Raw genomic sequence first — 15,494 nt, 5'->3', positions numbered from 1 at the left:
CGGGCCATGCCCGGCGGAATCCGTCCGGCGGCGCTACACCCGCCGCGCGATCACCGTGGCCAGCAGTGCCAGGCCGAAGGTAATCACCAGGCACAGGAAGTAGCCGGTGTGTGGTGCGGTTTCCACGAACAACGCGAACAGCGCACCGGACACCGCCAGTGCGGTGGTCACCGACAACGCTTCGCTCAGCTGCAGCGCCGAGGTGTTGGCGCCCTGCTCATGCGGCGCCGACAGCGAAAGCGTCAGCACCGACAGGCTGGCGTAGATCATGCCCATGCCGAAGCCGGTCAACGCCCAGCCGACCAGTGCGACCGGCAACGGCACCGCATTGAACAGCACCGCCAGGGTGGCGGCGATACCGATCGTCATCAGCGGCGAGCCCACGCGGAGCAGCTGCTGGCGCGACCATCCGCGCTGTTGATGGCCCTGCAGCCAGGAGCCCGCGAACCAGCCCAGCGCACCGAGGCTGAGCACGGCACCGGCCCAGCTGGGCGAGAGTCCGCGCTCGCGCTGCAACAGCAGTGGCAGGTAGGCCTCGCAGGCGAAGAATGCTGCTGCAGCGATGCCGCGCAGGGCGATCACGCTGGGCAGGCCGCGGCGCAGCAGCAACGTGCCGGCCGGCAACAGGCGGTGCACGCAGAACAGCAGCGCCAGCAGCGCCACGCCGATGCAGAGCAGGGCCGGCACGCCGCGTTGCTGGCCACCGAAGTACAGCAGCAGGGCCGCCAGCGAGGCACCGCCGGCCCAGCGCACCACGTTGCCGCGTCCATCGTCGCTGCTGGCAGCATCAGTGGATTGCATGCGTGCCAGTGCCGGGCGCAGCAGCAGCGCGGCCGGGACCGCCAGCAGCGGCACCGCCAGGAACACCCAACGCCAGCCGAGGTGCTGCACGATCAGGCCGCTCAGTGCCGGGCCGATCATCGACGGCACTACCCAGCCTGCGGAGAACGCGGCAAATACCTTTGGCCGCAGGTGCTCGGGGTAGCTGCGCCCGACCATCACATACAGCGACACCGAGATCGCCCCTGCGCCCAGGCCCTGCAGCAGTCGGCCCGCCACCAGCATGCCCATGCGCATCGCGAAGCCGGCCAGCAGCAGGCCCAGCACGAAGCAGGCCAGCCCATACCACAGCGGCCGCGCCGGCCCCTGGCGGTCGGCCCAGCGCCCGGCCAGGGTCATGCCGATCACGCTGGTGGCCAGCGTTCCACCGAACGCAAGTGCATACAGGCGCAGGCCATCCAGCGCCTCGGCTACGGTTGGCATGGCTGCGGCTACCGCCAACGCCTCGAAGGCGTGCAGCGCGACCAGCGCGACCATGCCGACGGTGGTGGCGCGGTAGCGTGCTGACAGGATCGAAGTGTCGGCCGACGTGCTGGCGTCGACGGAAGAGGCAGTGGGGGTCATACAGGTCAGGTGCGGGCCGTGCTTGTCAACTGGCGGCGAAGATAGCAGCATGACACCTCAACTGCAGTTGAGGTCAAGCAATGGTGTCCCAGGATCTGAGCGTTGGCGAGGTATCCCAGCGCAGTGGCGTGGCCATTTCCGCGCTGCATTTCTATGAGCGCAAGGGGCTGATCAGCAGCCTGCGCACCTCGGGCAACCAGCGCCGCTACAGTCGTGACGTGCTGCGCCGGCTGGCCGTGATCCGCGTGGCGCAGCGGGTGGGCATGCCACTGGAAGCCGTTGGCCGCGCTTTTGAAAGCCTGCCCGAGGGCCGCGCACCGACCAAGTCCGACTGGGCCAAGCTGTCCGCACGCTGGCGCACCGAACTGGAGGAGCGCATCCACATGCTGCAGCTGCTGCGCGACGAACTCACCGGCTGCATCGGCTGTGGCTGCCTGTCGCTTCAGCACTGCCGCCTGGCCAACCCGGGGGACGTCCTCGGCGAACGCGGCGACGGCCCGATGCGCTGGGAATGACGCACGGGAAAGGGCCCGGCTCCGGGTAGCGCCGGGCCATGCCCGGCGGATCACCAGACCGTGATCGTCTCGCCGCTCTGGATGCCTTCCACCGCGCGCTGGAAGGCCAGTGCCGCGCGCTGTGCGCTCACCGCTTCAAAGCCGGGGAAGTAGGGCCCGTAGGCGGCCATCGATTCGATCAGCACGTTCGGGCTGACCACGTTGATGCGCAGGCCGCGCGGCAGCAGTTCCAGCGCAGCGGCACGCACGAAGCCTTCCAGCGCGGCATTCACCGAGGTGGCGTTGGCGCCATCTCTGATCGGCTGTGCGCTGACGATGCCGCTGGTCAGGGTGATCGAGCCCCCGGCGCTGAGATGGTGCTGCGCGGTCAGTGCCAGCCGCACCTGGCCCAGCAGTTTGTCCTGCAGGCCGACGTTGAACTGCTCGGGCGTCATGTCCTGCAGCGGGCCGAAGTGCAGCTTGCCGGCGGTGGAGATCACCGCATCGACCGGGCCGGTGCGCGCGAACAGTTCGGCGACGCTGGCGTCGTCGGTCAGGTCGACGCGCAGATCGCCGCTGTTGCGGCCGGCGGCCAGGATCTGGTGCTGCTGGCCAAGCTGGCGCGCGACTGCCTGGCCGAGGGTGCCGCTGGCACCCACAAGGAGAATCTTCATGGCGGTTCCTTGCGAGAGGGGGATGAGCGCAGTCTGCGCCCTCACATATGGGTTCGGTAAGGGGCGTATGCTTCGAAGATTCCTAACTAAGGGTTAGCAATGGATACGCTTCGCTGCATGCAGGCCTTCGTCGCGGTGGCCGAGCGCGGCAGCTTCACTGGCGCCGCCAATCAGCTGCAGGTTTCGGCGGTGATGGTGGGCAAGTACATCCAGCAGCTGGAGGCGCACCTGGGGGCCGCGCTGCTGCAACGGAACACCCGCCGCCAGCGCCTGACCGAAGCCGGCAGCGCCTACCTGGCCGGGTGCCGGCAGGTGCTGGAGCAGGTGCAGCAGGCCGAGGCCGATGTCGCCGGCCTGCAGGTGCAGCCACGTGGCCTGCTGCGGGTCAGCGCGCCGACTACCTGGGGCAGCTGCGTGCTGGCACCGCAGCTTGCCGGCCTGCTGCGCGCGCAGCCGCAGTTGAACATCGAGCTGGACCTGAGCAACCGCCGCGTGGACCTGATCGAGGACGGCTTCGACGTGGCAATCCGCGTCGGGCCGCTGCCGTCACAGGAAGTGGTGGCGCGGCCGTTGCCGCCGTACGCGATGAGCCTGTGCGCGGCACCGTCCTACCTGCGTCGGCGTGGTACGCCGCACACCCCTGGGGATCTGGTCGGGCATGACTGCCTGAGCCATCTGGCCTGGCGCGGCGGCCATGGTTGGCAGCTGGCCAACGGTGAACAGGTTGATTGGGAGGCGCGGCTGACCTGCAACGATGGTGTTGCACTGCGCGAGGCCGCCGTGGCCGGCGCAGGGCTGGTGCTGCAACCGACCGCGCTGCTGGCCGGCGAGATCGCGGCCGGGCGGTTGAAGCCCCTGCTGCGCGACTACCTGCCGGAACCGCGGCCGATGCACCTGATCTACCTGCCGGATCGACGGCCGCGTCCGCGCCTGCAGTGCTTCGTCGATTTCGTCATGGCCACATTGGCGGACTGATCACAAGCGTGGGTGGTTGCCGACCGTTGGTCGGCACCGACCTGGATCAATCATTCGCCGCAGACAGCTCCTGCCCACGCACCTGCGCGGCGCGCAGCGCCGTGTCCACCAGCGCCTCGAAACCACCGGCCTGGAAGCTCTGGATCGCCGCCTGGGTGGTGCCGTTCGGCGAGGTCACTCGGCGGCGCAGTTCGGCCGGGCTTTCGCCGGCTTCATCGAGCATGCGCGAAGCACCCAGCAGTGTCTGCACCACCAGCGTGCGCGCTGCTTCTGCAGGCAGGCCCTGGGCGATACCCGCTGCTTCCATCGCTTCGGCCAGCAGGAACACATAGGCCGGCCCGCTGCCGGATACAGCAGTCACCGAATCCATCAGCGCCTCACTATCGATCCACACCGTGCGCCCGGCACTGGCCAGTACCTGTTCGGCGCGCGCGTGCTGCTGCGCATCCACTGATGGCGTGGCGTACAGCCCGGTCACACCGGCGCCGAGCAGGGCCGGGGTGTTTGGCATCGCGCGCACCACCGGCAGGTTGCCGCCCAGCCAGCGTTCCAGCTGGGCGCTGGTGATGCCGGCGGCAATGGACACCACCAGCGGCCGGTTCGCCTGCGCCAGCGCCTGCAGCGACTGGCACACATCGCGCAGTACCTGCGGCTTCACCGCCAGCAGCCAGGTATTGCCCTGTGTGGCAGCATCGGCGGCGTTGTCGTGCACCTGCACGCCGAAATCGGTGGCCAGTGACTCGCGCAATGCGGCCACCGGTTCGGCCACGTGGATGTGCGCGGCGGGTACGCCCTGGCGGATCAGGCCGGCGATCAGGCTGCGGGCCATGTTGCCGCCGCCGATGAAGGTGATGGAATCAACTGCCATGGAAGTCTCCTTGGAATATCAGGCCGGGCGCGGGCGCGCGCCGAACAGAGCGGTGCCGATGCGCACCAGGGTGGCGCCCTCGGCGATGGCCTCGGCGTAGTCGCTGCTCATGCCCATCGACAGCGTGTCGACGTGCGCGTGCTGGGCAGCCAGCGACTGGAAAAGTGTGCGCATGCGCACGAATGCATCCCGGCGGCGCTCGGCCTCGGGCCACGGCGCGGGAATCGCCATCAGGCCACGCAGGCGCAGCTGGGGTTCGGCGGCGATCGCAGTGGCCAATGCGTCCACCGCCTCCGGCGCACAGCCGTGTTTGCTGGACTCATCGTCGATGTTGACCTGGACCAGCACGTTCAGCGGGCCGCGCGCGGCCGGGCGATGGCGTGCCAGTGCGGTCACCAGCTTGGGCCGGTCCACGCTCTGTACCCAGTCGAAGTGGCTGGCCACGGCCTCGGCCTTGTTCGACTGCAGGTGGCCGATCAGGTGCCATTCCAGTTCCAGGTGCTGCAGCACCTGCATCTTGGCCAGTGCTTCCTGCACGTAGTTCTCGCCGAAGGCGTGCTGGCCCTGTGCGGCCAGCGCGGCCACGGCCTCGGCCGGCTGGGTCTTGGACACCGCCAGCAGGCGTGGATCGGGCCTGCCAGCGGCCTCGGCGGCGGCATGCAGGTTGCTCAGGATCTGGGGCAGGGGAGTGGCCACGTAACGCGTTCCGTTGAATCAGGAGGCTATACTGCCGCCCGGGGAAAGATCCTTCCAGTCGAAGCCGTTATTGGGGAGTAGCCGCTCATGGATATCGCCGAGCTGTTGGCGTTTTCCGTAAAGAACAAAGCGTCCGACCTGCATCTGTCTGCAGGCCTGCCGCCGATGATCCGCGTGGACGGCGACGTTCGCCGGATCAACATCCCAGCCCTGGACCACAAGCAGGTCCATGCGCTGGTGTACGACATCATGTCCGACAAGCAGCGCCGCGATTACGAGGAATTCCTCGAAGTGGACTTCTCCTTCGAGATCCCGTCGCTGGCGCGCTTCCGTGTCAATGCGTTCAACCAGAACCGCGGCGCTGGTGCGGTGTTCCGTACCATTCCGTCCGAAGTGCTGACCCTCGAGGACCTGGCCTGCCCGCCGTTGTTCCGCGAAGTGATCCAGCAGCCGCAGGGCCTGATCCTGGTCACCGGCCCGACCGGTTCGGGCAAGTCGACCACGCTGGCGGCGATGATCGACTACATCAACAAGAACGAATACGGCCACATCCTCACCGTCGAGGATCCGATCGAATTCGTGCACACCTCGCAGAAGTGCCTGATCAACCAGCGCGAAGTGCACCGCGACACGCATGGCTTCAACGAAGCGCTGCGCTCGGCACTGCGTGAGGATCCGGACATCATCCTGGTCGGCGAACTTCGTGACCTGGAAACCATCCGTCTGGCGCTGACCGCGGCGGAAACCGGCCACCTGGTGTTCGGCACCCTGCACACCAGTTCGGCCGCCAAGACCATCGACCGCATCATCGACGTGTTCCCGGCCGGCGAAAAGCCGATGGTGCGTTCGATGCTGTCCGAGTCGCTGCGTGCAGTGATCTCGCAGGCGCTGCTGAAGAAGGTCGGCGGCGGTCGTACCGCTGCGTGGGAAATCATGGTCGGCACCCCGGCCATCCGCAACCTGATCCGCGAGGACAAGGTGGCGCAGATGTATTCGGCCATCCAGACCGGCCAGCAGTACGGCATGATGACCCTGGACCAGCACCTGCAGGACCTGGTCAAGCGCAGCCTGATCACCCGCAACCAGGCCCGCGAGTACGCCAAGGACAAGCGTCTGTTCGAGTAAGGCGAGGCAATGGCGGGGCAGCGCGCAGCAAGGCGCGGCTGTCCCCGCGATGTTCCCTCCACCGACCGATTCCTGGAGCCTTTCGTGAACACCACTGCCACCACCATCGATTTCACATCGTTCCTCAAGCTGATGGCGCACCAGCGCGCCTCGGACCTGTTCATCACCGCAGGCATGCCGCCGGCGATGAAGGTCAACGGCAAGATCTCGCCGATCACGCAGACACCACTGACCCCGCAGCAGAGCCGCGATCTGGTGCTGAACGTGATGACCCCGGCGCAGCGCGAGGAATTCGAGAAGACCCACGAGTGCAACTTCGCCATCGGCCTGTCCGGTGTCGGCCGCTTCCGTGTCAGCTGCTTCTACCAGCGCAACCAGGTGGGCATGGTGCTGCGTCGTATCGAGACGCGCATTCCGACGGTGGAAGAACTGAGCCTGCCGCCGATCATCAAGACGCTGGCGATGACCAAGCGCGGCATCATCCTGTTCGTCGGCGCCACCGGTACCGGTAAATCGACCTCGCTGGCGGCGATGATCGGCTACCGCAACCAGAACTCGACCGGCCACATCATCACCATCGAAGATCCGATCGAGTTCGTGCACAAGCACGAAGGCTGCATCATCACCCAGCGCGAAGTCGGCATCGATACCGACAGCTGGGAAGCAGCGCTGAAGAACACCCTGCGCCAGGCACCGGACGTGATCATGATCGGCGAAGTGCGTACCCGCGAAGGCATGGACCACGCCATCGCGTTCGCGGAAACCGGCCACCTGGTGCTGTGCACCCTGCATGCCAACAACGCCAACCAGGCGATGGACCGCATCGTCAACTTCTTCCCGGAAGACCGTCGCAACCAGTTGCTGATGGACCTGTCGTTGAACCTCAAGGGTGTGGTTGCGCAGCAGCTGGTGCCGTCGCCCGATGGCCGTTCGCGCAAGGTGGCGATGGAGATCCTGCTGGGCACGCCGCTGGTGCAGGACTACATCCGCGACGGCGAGATCCACAAGCTGAAGGAAGTGATGAAGGATTCGGTCCAGCTGGGCATGAAGACCTTCGACCAGAGCCTGTTCGAGCTTTACCAGGCTGGCGAGATCAGCTACGAGGACGCGCTGCGCTACGCCGATTCGCAGAACGAAGTGCGCCTGCGCATCAAGCTCAGCCAGGGCGGCGATGCCCGCACCCTGTCGCAGGGGCTGGATGGCGTGGAGATTTCCGAGATCCGATGACCGGACGGGCGCCTGCGGGCGCCCTCTGCTCCGGGATGACTACAGCGCCGGATGCACGCCGGCGTGAACCTGCCAGGGAGGCCTGCATGCGTGCGACTGTGAGCGTGATACTGGCCATCGCCATGCTGCTGCAGGCCGGCTGTGCCCGTACCCCCGAACCGGCTGCCCCGGCCGAGGACTGCGACGATCCGCAGGCGCATGCCTGGTATCTGCTGCCACCGCCTGCACAGAGGCGTAGCAGGGACCCGCTTCCGTTCCTCGATTTCACCGGGTTTGCGAGGGCATCCTACAGAGACGCGTTGCGGGATCTCGATGGCTTGCCGGAGCCGTCGTTCCGCTGTGGCAGCGTACCGGTCCAGGCGTATCGCTTCGTCTGGCATACCCCATTCTTCCCGGGCGTGGTAGTACGCACCCAGCGCAATGCAGCGGGCCAGGCGTGGATCGTCGGGCGCAGTGTGCGCGATTTCGAGATTCCCGGATCGTCACCCGGGCGTCCATCCACCGTCATCAAGGGCGGTACGTGCTCTCCACCGCGCGCGCTGAGTGCGGAGGAATGGAAGGCCATCGCCGCCGCGTTTGCGCTGTTGCAGGGCGAAGACTCGAGCGCTGGGCTTGATGGCTCATCGTGGATTTTCGAGTCCGTGGTGGACGGCCAACAACGCTGGTTCGCGCGATGGGTGCCGCGGGATCCGGCGTTCCGCAACACTGGCAGGATGATGGTGGAACTGGCGGGTTGCACTGACACGCTGCAGGCCATGGAATGACCGGCGTGCTGCCGATTGATGAATTCCAGTCATGACCGACTGCCATCCAGTCGGTTCAATCCTCACCTGCTGCAGGCGTATCGTCAGCGCTCCCCCTCTGGAGCACGACGATGCAGACACGTGAACTCGGCCGCAGTGGCCTGAAGGTTTCCGCCCTCGGCCTGGGCTGCATGGGCCTGAGCCATGGCTACGGCCAACCGGTGGAGCGCAGCCAGGGCATCGCTCTGCTGCACGCCGCCGTCGAGCGCGGCGTGACCTTCTTCGACACCGCCGAAGTGTACGGCCCCTACACCAACGAAGATCTGCTCGGCGAGGCGCTGGCGCCATACCGCGACAGGCTGGTGATCGCCACCAAGTTCGGCTTCAAGGATGCGCGCGTCGATACCGGGCTGGACAGCCGTCCCGAGAACATCCGTGCGGTGGCCGAAGCCAGCCTCAAGCGCCTGCGCACCGACCATATCGACCTGTTCTACCAGCACCGCGTCGATCCCAACGTGCCGATCGAAGATGTCGCTGGCACCGTGCGCGACCTGATCGCCGAAGGCAAGGTCGGCCACTTCGGCCTGTCCGAGGCCAGTGCCGCCACCGTGCGCCGTGCGCATGCGGTGCAGCCGGTCGCCGCCGTGCAGAGCGAGTACTCGCTGTGGTGGCGTGAGCCGGAGCGCGAGCTGCTGCCGACGCTGCAGGAACTGGGCATCGGCTTCGTGCCGTTCAGCCCGCTGGGGCGTGGCTTCCTGACCGGCGCGATCAACGCCGATACGACCTTCGACGCCAACGACTTCCGCAACACCGTGCCGCGTTTCGAAGTGGAGGCGCGTCGTGCCAACCAGGCGCTGGTCGACCGTATCAGTACGATTGCTGCAGCACGTGGCGCGAGTCCGGCGCAGGTGGCGCTGGCCTGGCTGCTGGCGCAGGCGCCGTGGATCGTGCCGATTCCGGGCACCACCAAGATCCATCGCCTGGAAGAGAACCTGGGTGCGGCCGACCTGCAGCTGGCACCGGAAGAGCTGCAGCGCATCGCGCAGACGTTGGAAGAAATCTCCATCGTCGGCGAGCGCTACAACGCGCAGCGCGCCGCGCAGGCCAAGGGCTGACCGCCGGGCCATCTTGCCTCTGGTGGGTGCGGACGGAAGTGGGTGCGGGCCGTTGGTCCGCACTCCTCAGCTCATCCAGCCATCGGCCCACGCAGTGCGTCAAGCACCGTCCGCATCGCCACGGTGACATGGCGGCGCGACGGGTAGTACGCGTAATAGCCATCGAAGTGCGGGCACCAGTCGTCCAGCACCGACTGCAGGCGGCCATCGTCCAGCATCGGCTGCACCTGGTCTTCCGGCAGCCAGGCCAGGCCGCTGCCGGCCAATGCGGCAGCACGGGTCATGCCCATGCTGTTGAAGATCCACTGTCCGCTCACGCGCACGCTCAGTTCGTTGCCGTCCTGGCCGAAATCCCACGGCATCAGCCCGCCATGCGTGGGCAGGCGCAGGGTGACGCAGTTGTGATCTGCCAGCTCGTCCGGATGCCGTGGCACCACATGCTGGCGGAAGTAGCTGGGTGCACCGACCACGCGCATGCGCAGTGGCGGGCTGACCGGCACGGCGACCATGTCGCGCGCCAGCCGTTCGCCGAGGCGGATGCCGATGTCGTAGCGCTCGGCGACGATGTCGGCCAACCCGTAGTCGGCAGCCAGTTCCACCTTCAGGTCCGGATACTGCTGCAGCAATGGCGCCAGCCGCGGCCAGGCGATGTACTCGGCGGCATGGCCGGTGGCATTGATGCGGATGGTGCCGGCTGGTCGGTCGCGGTACTCGGCCAACGCGGCCAGTTCGTCCTCGATCTCGGCCAGGCGCGGAGCGAGGGTCTCGAGCAGGCGGGCTCCAGCCTCGGTGGTGGACACGCTGCGGGTGGTACGGGTCAGCAGGCGCACGCCGAGTCGCTCTTCCAGGCCGCGCATGGCATGGCTGAGTGCGGACTGTGAAACGCCCAGCTGGGCGGCGGCCCTGGTGAAGCTGCCCTCGCGGGCGACGTGGACGAAGGCCTGCAGGTCATTGAGGTTTTCACGGGGCATGACGGGATGATACGGCTCCCGGATTGAACGGATCTGTCGATTTCCTGCTCCGCGGTTCGTCGTACCGGTACATCCATCGCAAGGAGCTTCCGCATGAGCACTGAAAAGCCCAAGGGCCCGGCCTCGTACTTTCCCTCCATCGAGAAGACCTACGGGCAGCCGGTGGCGCACTGGTTCGGGCTGCTGGCGAAGCAGCCTGGCCTGAAACACATGGAGCTGGTCAGTTTCCTGAAAAGCGAGCATGGGCTGGGCCATGGCCACGCCAACGCGCTGGTGGCGCACCATCTGGCCGGGAAGGGATGAGGCAGGCAACGCTGCGCTGAACGGTCGTGTGGGGTCAGGCCACACGGCATCCAGAGTCAGGCAGACTGGGCGTCCATCCCGAGGCAGGACGCCCATATGCAGGTCACGCTGGACGCGATCACCGTCGACAACTACGAAGCCGTGTGCGATCTCGACGTCAGTGAGGCGCAGCAGGATTTCGTCGCCGGCAACACCTGGTCGCTGGTGCAGGCCGCGTTCCATCCCGGCTTCCAGACCCGTGCCATCCAGGCCGACGGCGAGCTGGTCGGATTCTTCATGTGGGTGCCGGAGACGCCGCAGCGCATCTCGATATGGCGCTTCATGGTCGATCAGCGCTGGCAGGGGCGTGGCATCGGGCGCCGCGCGCTGGAACTGGCGCTGGAGCAGATCCGGGATACGCCCGGCCTGGTCGAGATCGAGATCTGCTACAACCCGCACAATCCGGTGGCGGGAGCTTTCTATGGCAGCTTCGGTTTCGTAGAGACCGGCATGGACGATGATGGCGAGGACATGCTGGCCGTGCTGCCGGTGACGCCTCCGAAATAACCTGAATGGGCGAGCGCAGCTGAACGATTTCATCTGCAACTGTCATGCAGATCGTGTCTAATATCGCTCCCCACCTGCTGTTCCCCCGCCCGTATGTCCCTTCCCGCCCATGGCTCCGCGCCGTGCGACGACGCTGACGGCCACCTGGTCACCGCTGGTCCGCTGACCCCACCGCCCGACAGCGCCGGCACCACCGCCGACGAAAAAGCGCTGCGCCACTCGATTGCCGAGGACGTGCAGGGCATGGTGCTGGCCACGATGGTGGCCTCGCTGGGCCTGGCCATCTTCGCCAAAGGTGGGCTGATGATCGGCGGCATGGCCGGCATGGCCTTCCTGCTGCACTACTCGATGGGCTGGAACTTCGGCCTGGTGTTCGTGCTGGTCAACCTGCCGTTCTACTGGGTGGCGCTGCGGCGCATGGGCTGGGAATTCACCCTGAAGACCTTCGCCGCGGTCACCGCCTGTGGCGTGCTGACCGACCTGCTGCCGCGCTGGATCGATTTCTCGCACATCAACCCGCTGTATTCGGCGATCGTCGGTGGTGCGTTGTCTGGCCTGGGCATCCTGTTCTTCATCCGCCACCGCGCCAGCCTCGGCGGCATCGGCATTCTTGCCGTGTACCTGCAGCGCACCCGTGGCTGGAGCGCCGGCAAGGTGCAGATGTCCTACGACGCCTGCCTGATGGTGGCTGCGTTCTTCGTGCTGTCGCCGTCGAAGGTGTTGTACTCGGCCATCGGCGCGGTGGTGCTCAGCCTGGTGCTGATGTTCAACCACCGCCCGGGCCGTTACATGGGCGTGTGACGATTCGACGGTAGTGCCGGCCGCTGGCCGGCAACACCTGCAGCATTCCGGAGGCTGCCGGCCAGCGGCCGGCACTACCGGGAGGCCTGCAACCACGGCGGCGACAGCTTCAGCAGCCGCGCGTGCACCGGGCAGTCCTCGGCGTGCGCACCGGGCAGGTAGCCCAGGCTCATCAGGAACTCGCCGGTGATCTCACCGCCGGTGAAGCGGAACGTCTTCTTGAACAGCTTCACCCAGTCGGCCTTGCTGCGCGGATGGTGCGCGTCCAGCCAGCCCGCGAAGCTGCCGTGGCTGGCCCGCAGCTGCTGGATCACCTGCGCGTTGTGGATCGCCGCCAGCACCTTCAGCCGGTTGCGGATGATGCCCCCGTCCGACAGCAGCCGCTCGATGTCCTGCTCGGCGTAGGCTGCAACCCGATCCACATCGAAGCCGTCATAGGCCGAGCGGAAGCCCTCGCGCTTCTTCAGGATCGTCTCCCAGCTCAGCCCGGCCTGGTTGATTTCCAGCACCAGCCGCTCGAACAGCTCGCGCTCCTCACGCTGCGGAAAGCCGTACTCGTTGGCGTGGTAGTAGTCGTGCACCGGATGACCCGGGGCGATGAGGCAGTAGCCGCTCATGGGGAAGACTCGTTGGATTCGGGTTCGGGATCGATGGCCAGCGCGGGGCGCCCGCCGATGGACAGCATCGGCCAGCGCGGTGGCACAAGAGTGAGTTTGCCGTCACGCAGGGCCTGGTTGATCGTCTCGGCTTGGCCGCTGACGGTGCCGAACAGCGAACCGGCCCGGTACCACTGGGCATCCCTGCCACGTGCGTACAGCACGCAGTCCGGCCCACGGTGGGTGTACAGCTCGCACAGCAGCACCTCGGTGCTGCCGTCGCCATCCAGGTCGCGATGCACGATCAGGCAGTCACGCTCGCTCTCGGCACAGGATTCGCCGTTGATCGCGCGCGTGGCCAGCGCCTGCCACCAGTCGGCGGGCGGCGAGGTGGATCCCTTGGCCTGCTTCAGCGCGCGTTGCAGGGCGGCGACATCCTGCGGGCCCTTGTCCAGGCGGGTGCCGCCGTCCCAGCGTGAGGTGCGTGCCAGCGCATCGGCGATCACCTGCGGCGCGTTGGCATCGGCGCGGATCGCCGGATCGTCCTGCAGTCCGCGCAGCGCCTGCACGCCGCGGCGGCCGAGGTCGAAGCGCAGCACGTTGACGTCGCTGCTGGTGATCGCCGGCGGGTCTGCACGCAGCCGTGCCAACTGGCTGGACAGGGTCAGCCGCACCGGGTCCAGCAGCGGCGAGTTGCCCAGCAATGCCAGTGCCAGCACGGCCCAGCACATCCAACGGTTGATCGGCTCCAGCGTCTGCAGCCAGCGGCCCTGCCGGCGCACTACCGCCAGCGCGTAGCCCAGCGCATAGCCGGCCACGGCCAACGCGATCAGCACCGCCCAGAAGCGGTCCAGGGTCCAGCCGTACTGCACCACGCGCAGGCCCAGTGCATACAGCGCCAGCACCGCATAGACCGGCAGCGCCAGCAGGCTGGCCTCGACCAGCCGGCGCAGCACGACGGGGTAGGGCGCGGTGTCGTCTCCCTGCTGGTAGACCGCATTGGTGAACGACACCAGCAGCAGCGACAGCACCAGTAGCAGGCTGGCGGCCGAACGGGTCTTCCACAGCGGTTCCAGCCCGGTCAGCGGCAGGCTCAGCACGAACAGCACGGCGATGAACGAGAGCAGCGGCAGCAGCCCGCGACAGATCGCGAACAGCACCTGGCGGGTGATCTGGATCGCGCGGTGCTGGGTGCGCCCGATCAGCACACCGAACCCGGCCAGGCTGCCGGTGGCCAGCGCGATGAACGCGTCCTGCCGGAACAGGTCGCGGAAGAAGGTCACGTCCAGCAGCTGGAACAGGGCCGCCCACAGCCACAGCAGCAGCCAGGTCAGCCCGGTGAACAGCGCCGCCAGGGCCAGGGTCAGGCCGTTCTGCCAGGCACGCTCGAACAGCTCCGGATAGCTGGCGCGCCAATGCCCGTGCTGCAGCTGGAACTGCCACCAGGGCAGAGCCACGAACACCGCCACGGCCATGCCCAGGGTCAGCGGGAACTGCAGCGCGCCCGAATCCAGCGCGGTCTCGCCGTTGAGGTTCCAGCCGATCCAGGCGGCCAGCGCCAGCACCGCCGCCGAGCCGAGCGCGGCCTGCAGCCACAGGCGGCGCTGGCCCAGCTCGACCAGGCTCAGCGCCACCGCGCTGGGAATGGCCAGCACCCAGGCGTACCAGCAGTAGCGCCAGCCGATATCGCGGAACGGCCACGCATCGGACAGCTCCTGCGCGGCATACAGCATCAGGCCCTGCAGCAGCGCGATCAGAACGATGGCGCTGCGTGCCGGCAGGGTCAGGGGCGATGAAGACTGCATCGACGACCTTCCATGGCAAAGCACCATCCTAGCCGATCGCCGCACGCGTCCATCGCGCGACCATCCCGCCCCCAGCAGGTAGAATGGGGGCATGCCTGTTACGCCGACTTCCCTTGCCGATCACCTGCTCGTCGCGCTGCCCTCGCTGCTCGACGCGACCTTCGCCCGCAGCGTCGCGCTGATCTGCCAGCACGACGAGAACGGTGCGATGGGCGTGCTGGTCAACCAGCCTTCCGAGTACACGCTGGGCGAAGTGCTGGCACAGATGGACATCACCACCGTTGATGGCGACCTGCAGGCGCGCATGGTGCTTAACGGCGGCCCGGTGCATCCCGAACGTGGCTTCGTCATCCATGACGATGCGCGGGCATGGGATTCCAGCCTGATCGTGGGTGAAGGCCTGTACCTGACCACCTCGCGCGACATCCTCGAAGCGATGGCACGTGGCGAAGGCCCGGCCAATGCCGTGGTCACGCTGGGCTGTGCGGGCTGGGGGGCAGGGCAGCTGGAAAGCGAACTGTCCGAGAACAGCTGGCTGACCGTACCGGCCGACGCCGAGCTGGTGTTCCAGCTGCCGCTGGAGCAGCGCTGGCAGGGCGCGGCCTCGCGCATCGGCGTGGACCTGTTCCGCCTGACCGACTACAGCGGCCATGTCTGAGCCGGCGGCGCCCGCACCGGTTTCTCCTGCTCCGGCCATCCGCCGTGACGGCACCGTTCTGGGTTTCGATGTCGGCTCGCGGCGTATCGGCGTAGCCATCGGCAGTGCCTTCGCTGCGCATGCGCGCGCGGTGGCTGTGGTCGATGTGCACGGCAACGGCCCGGACTGGACCGCGATCGAACGCCTGATCAAGGAATGGAAGCCCGATGGCCTTGTAGTGGGCGATCCGCTCACGCTGGACGGCCAGGACCAGCCCAACCGCAAGCGGGCGCAGGGCTTTGCCCGCCAGCTGCGGGAACGTTTCAAGCTGCCGGTGGTGATGATCGACGAGCGTTCCAGCTCGGTCGAGGCCGCACGCCGCTTCGCTGTCGAGCGCGCCGAAGGGCGCAAGCGCCGCCGTGATGCGGCCGCCCTCGATGCGGTGGCCGCGGCGGTGATCATCGACCGCTGGCTGTCGTCGCCGGACGACGCCACTCCCATTCCCTGACTGCCC

General features: G+C 67.3%; 18 protein-coding genes. 11 read left to right on the top strand and 7 right to left on the bottom strand.

Going from position 1 to position 15,494, the window contains the following annotated elements; all coding sequences use genetic code 11:
- Window positions 1-33: 33 nt before the first annotated feature.
- Complete coding sequence (locus V9K93_RS03945; RefSeq protein ID WP_337302107.1) at window positions 34-1,455, bottom strand: MFS transporter; 1,422 nt, start codon at window positions 1,453-1,455, stop codon at window positions 34-36.
- 29 nt (window positions 1,456-1,484) lie between these two features.
- Between V9K93_RS03945 and soxR the strand changes: the two genes are divergently transcribed.
- Window positions 1,485-1,919 (top strand): redox-sensitive transcriptional activator SoxR, encoded by a 435-nt coding sequence (gene soxR / locus V9K93_RS03940; RefSeq protein ID WP_046982747.1) that lies wholly within the window; start codon window positions 1,485-1,487, stop codon window positions 1,917-1,919.
- 50 nt (window positions 1,920-1,969) lie between these two features.
- Here the strand turns inward: soxR and V9K93_RS03935 are convergent, their stop codons facing one another.
- On the bottom strand, window positions 1,970-2,572 hold the full coding sequence (locus V9K93_RS03935; RefSeq protein ID WP_337302106.1) for a short chain dehydrogenase: 603 nt from the start codon (window positions 2,570-2,572) through the stop codon (window positions 1,970-1,972).
- 99 nt (window positions 2,573-2,671) lie between these two features.
- On the opposite strand from V9K93_RS03935, the gene V9K93_RS03930 reads away from it, so the two are divergent.
- Window positions 2,672-3,547: a LysR family transcriptional regulator gene (locus V9K93_RS03930; RefSeq protein ID WP_046982745.1), complete on the top strand. Its 876-nt coding sequence runs from the start codon at window positions 2,672-2,674 to the stop codon at window positions 3,545-3,547.
- 46 nt (window positions 3,548-3,593) lie between these two features.
- Here the strand turns inward: V9K93_RS03930 and proC are convergent, their stop codons facing one another.
- Both proC and V9K93_RS03920 read right to left on the bottom strand, forming a co-directional pair.
- Window positions 3,594-4,415, bottom strand: coding sequence for a pyrroline-5-carboxylate reductase (gene proC, locus V9K93_RS03925; RefSeq protein WP_136638897.1), 822 nt, complete (start codon window positions 4,413-4,415; stop codon window positions 3,594-3,596).
- A gap of 18 nt (window positions 4,416-4,433) precedes the next feature.
- Window positions 4,434-5,111, bottom strand: coding sequence for a YggS family pyridoxal phosphate-dependent enzyme (locus V9K93_RS03920; RefSeq protein WP_295382330.1), 678 nt, complete (start codon window positions 5,109-5,111; stop codon window positions 4,434-4,436).
- An 87-nt stretch (window positions 5,112-5,198) separates the two neighbouring features.
- On the opposite strand from V9K93_RS03920, the gene V9K93_RS03915 reads away from it, so the two are divergent.
- The 4 genes from V9K93_RS03915 (at window position 5,199) to V9K93_RS03900 (ending at window position 9,321) form a co-directional block, all read left to right on the top strand.
- Entirely contained in the window at window positions 5,199-6,236 is a 1,038-nt protein-coding gene (locus V9K93_RS03915; protein ID WP_004147099.1) for a type IV pilus twitching motility protein PilT, read from the top strand.
- An 84-nt stretch (window positions 6,237-6,320) separates the two neighbouring features.
- Window positions 6,321-7,463 (top strand): PilT/PilU family type 4a pilus ATPase, encoded by a 1,143-nt coding sequence (locus V9K93_RS03910; RefSeq protein ID WP_005408369.1) that lies wholly within the window; start codon window positions 6,321-6,323, stop codon window positions 7,461-7,463.
- A 122-nt stretch (window positions 7,464-7,585) separates the two neighbouring features.
- Entirely contained in the window at window positions 7,586-8,227 is a 642-nt protein-coding gene (locus V9K93_RS03905) for a hypothetical protein (RefSeq protein ID WP_337302105.1), read from the top strand.
- Between the two features lie 110 nt (window positions 8,228-8,337).
- Window positions 8,338-9,321 carry an aldo/keto reductase gene (locus tag V9K93_RS03900; RefSeq protein WP_295382325.1) on the top strand — a complete coding sequence of 328 codons (984 nt, stop codon included), beginning with the start codon at window positions 8,338-8,340 and terminating at the stop codon, window positions 9,319-9,321.
- Between the two features lie 71 nt (window positions 9,322-9,392).
- On the opposite strand, the gene V9K93_RS03895 is transcribed toward V9K93_RS03900, so the two are convergent.
- On the bottom strand, window positions 9,393-10,292 hold the full coding sequence (locus V9K93_RS03895) for a LysR family transcriptional regulator (RefSeq protein WP_046987978.1): 900 nt from the start codon (window positions 10,290-10,292) through the stop codon (window positions 9,393-9,395).
- A gap of 93 nt (window positions 10,293-10,385) precedes the next feature.
- On the opposite strand from V9K93_RS03895, the gene V9K93_RS03890 reads away from it, so the two are divergent.
- The 3 genes from V9K93_RS03890 to V9K93_RS03880 all read left to right on the top strand — a co-directional run bounded on the left by V9K93_RS03890 (window position 10,386) and on the right by V9K93_RS03880 (window position 11,942).
- Window positions 10,386-10,595, top strand: coding sequence for a DUF4287 domain-containing protein (locus tag V9K93_RS03890; protein ID WP_088481050.1), 210 nt, complete (start codon window positions 10,386-10,388; stop codon window positions 10,593-10,595).
- Window positions 10,596-10,691: 96 nt separating this feature from the next.
- Complete coding sequence (locus tag V9K93_RS03885; RefSeq protein ID WP_046987979.1) at window positions 10,692-11,141, top strand: GNAT family N-acetyltransferase; 450 nt, start codon at window positions 10,692-10,694, stop codon at window positions 11,139-11,141.
- A 93-nt stretch (window positions 11,142-11,234) separates the two neighbouring features.
- On the top strand, window positions 11,235-11,942 hold the full coding sequence (locus V9K93_RS03880) for a YitT family protein (protein WP_012510275.1): 708 nt from the start codon (window positions 11,235-11,237) through the stop codon (window positions 11,940-11,942).
- Window positions 11,943-12,016: 74 nt separating this feature from the next.
- Here V9K93_RS03880 and V9K93_RS03875 read toward each other — a convergent pair whose 3' ends face one another.
- Window positions 12,017-12,559 carry a DNA-3-methyladenine glycosylase I gene (locus V9K93_RS03875; protein WP_046983638.1) on the bottom strand — a complete coding sequence of 181 codons (543 nt, stop codon included), beginning with the start codon at window positions 12,557-12,559 and terminating at the stop codon, window positions 12,017-12,019.
- Window positions 12,556-14,343, bottom strand: coding sequence for a DUF4153 domain-containing protein (locus tag V9K93_RS03870; protein WP_337302104.1), 1,788 nt, complete (start codon window positions 14,341-14,343; stop codon window positions 12,556-12,558). Before V9K93_RS03870 ends, V9K93_RS03875 begins: the two co-directional genes overlap by 4 nt.
- Window positions 14,344-14,434: 91 nt before the next feature.
- Between V9K93_RS03870 and V9K93_RS03865 the strand changes: the two genes are divergently transcribed.
- Together V9K93_RS03865 and ruvX are read left to right on the top strand one after the other, a co-directional pair.
- A complete protein-coding gene (locus tag V9K93_RS03865; RefSeq protein ID WP_046983640.1) occupies window positions 14,435-15,001 on the top strand; it encodes a YqgE/AlgH family protein in 567 nt (188 codons plus the stop codon).
- A complete protein-coding gene (ruvX, locus tag V9K93_RS03860; protein ID WP_046983641.1) occupies window positions 14,994-15,488 on the top strand; it encodes a Holliday junction resolvase RuvX in 495 nt (164 codons plus the stop codon). Before V9K93_RS03865 ends, ruvX begins: the two co-directional genes overlap by 8 nt.
- Window positions 15,489-15,494: the final 6 nt, after the last annotated feature.

Source organism: Stenotrophomonas sp. CCNWLW162 (assembly GCF_037203745.1).
In the GTDB taxonomy this organism is placed as follows: Bacteria; Pseudomonadota; Gammaproteobacteria; order Xanthomonadales; family Xanthomonadaceae; genus Stenotrophomonas; species Stenotrophomonas maltophilia_AQ.
This window is presented reverse-complemented; position numbering and strand designations above follow the sequence as displayed.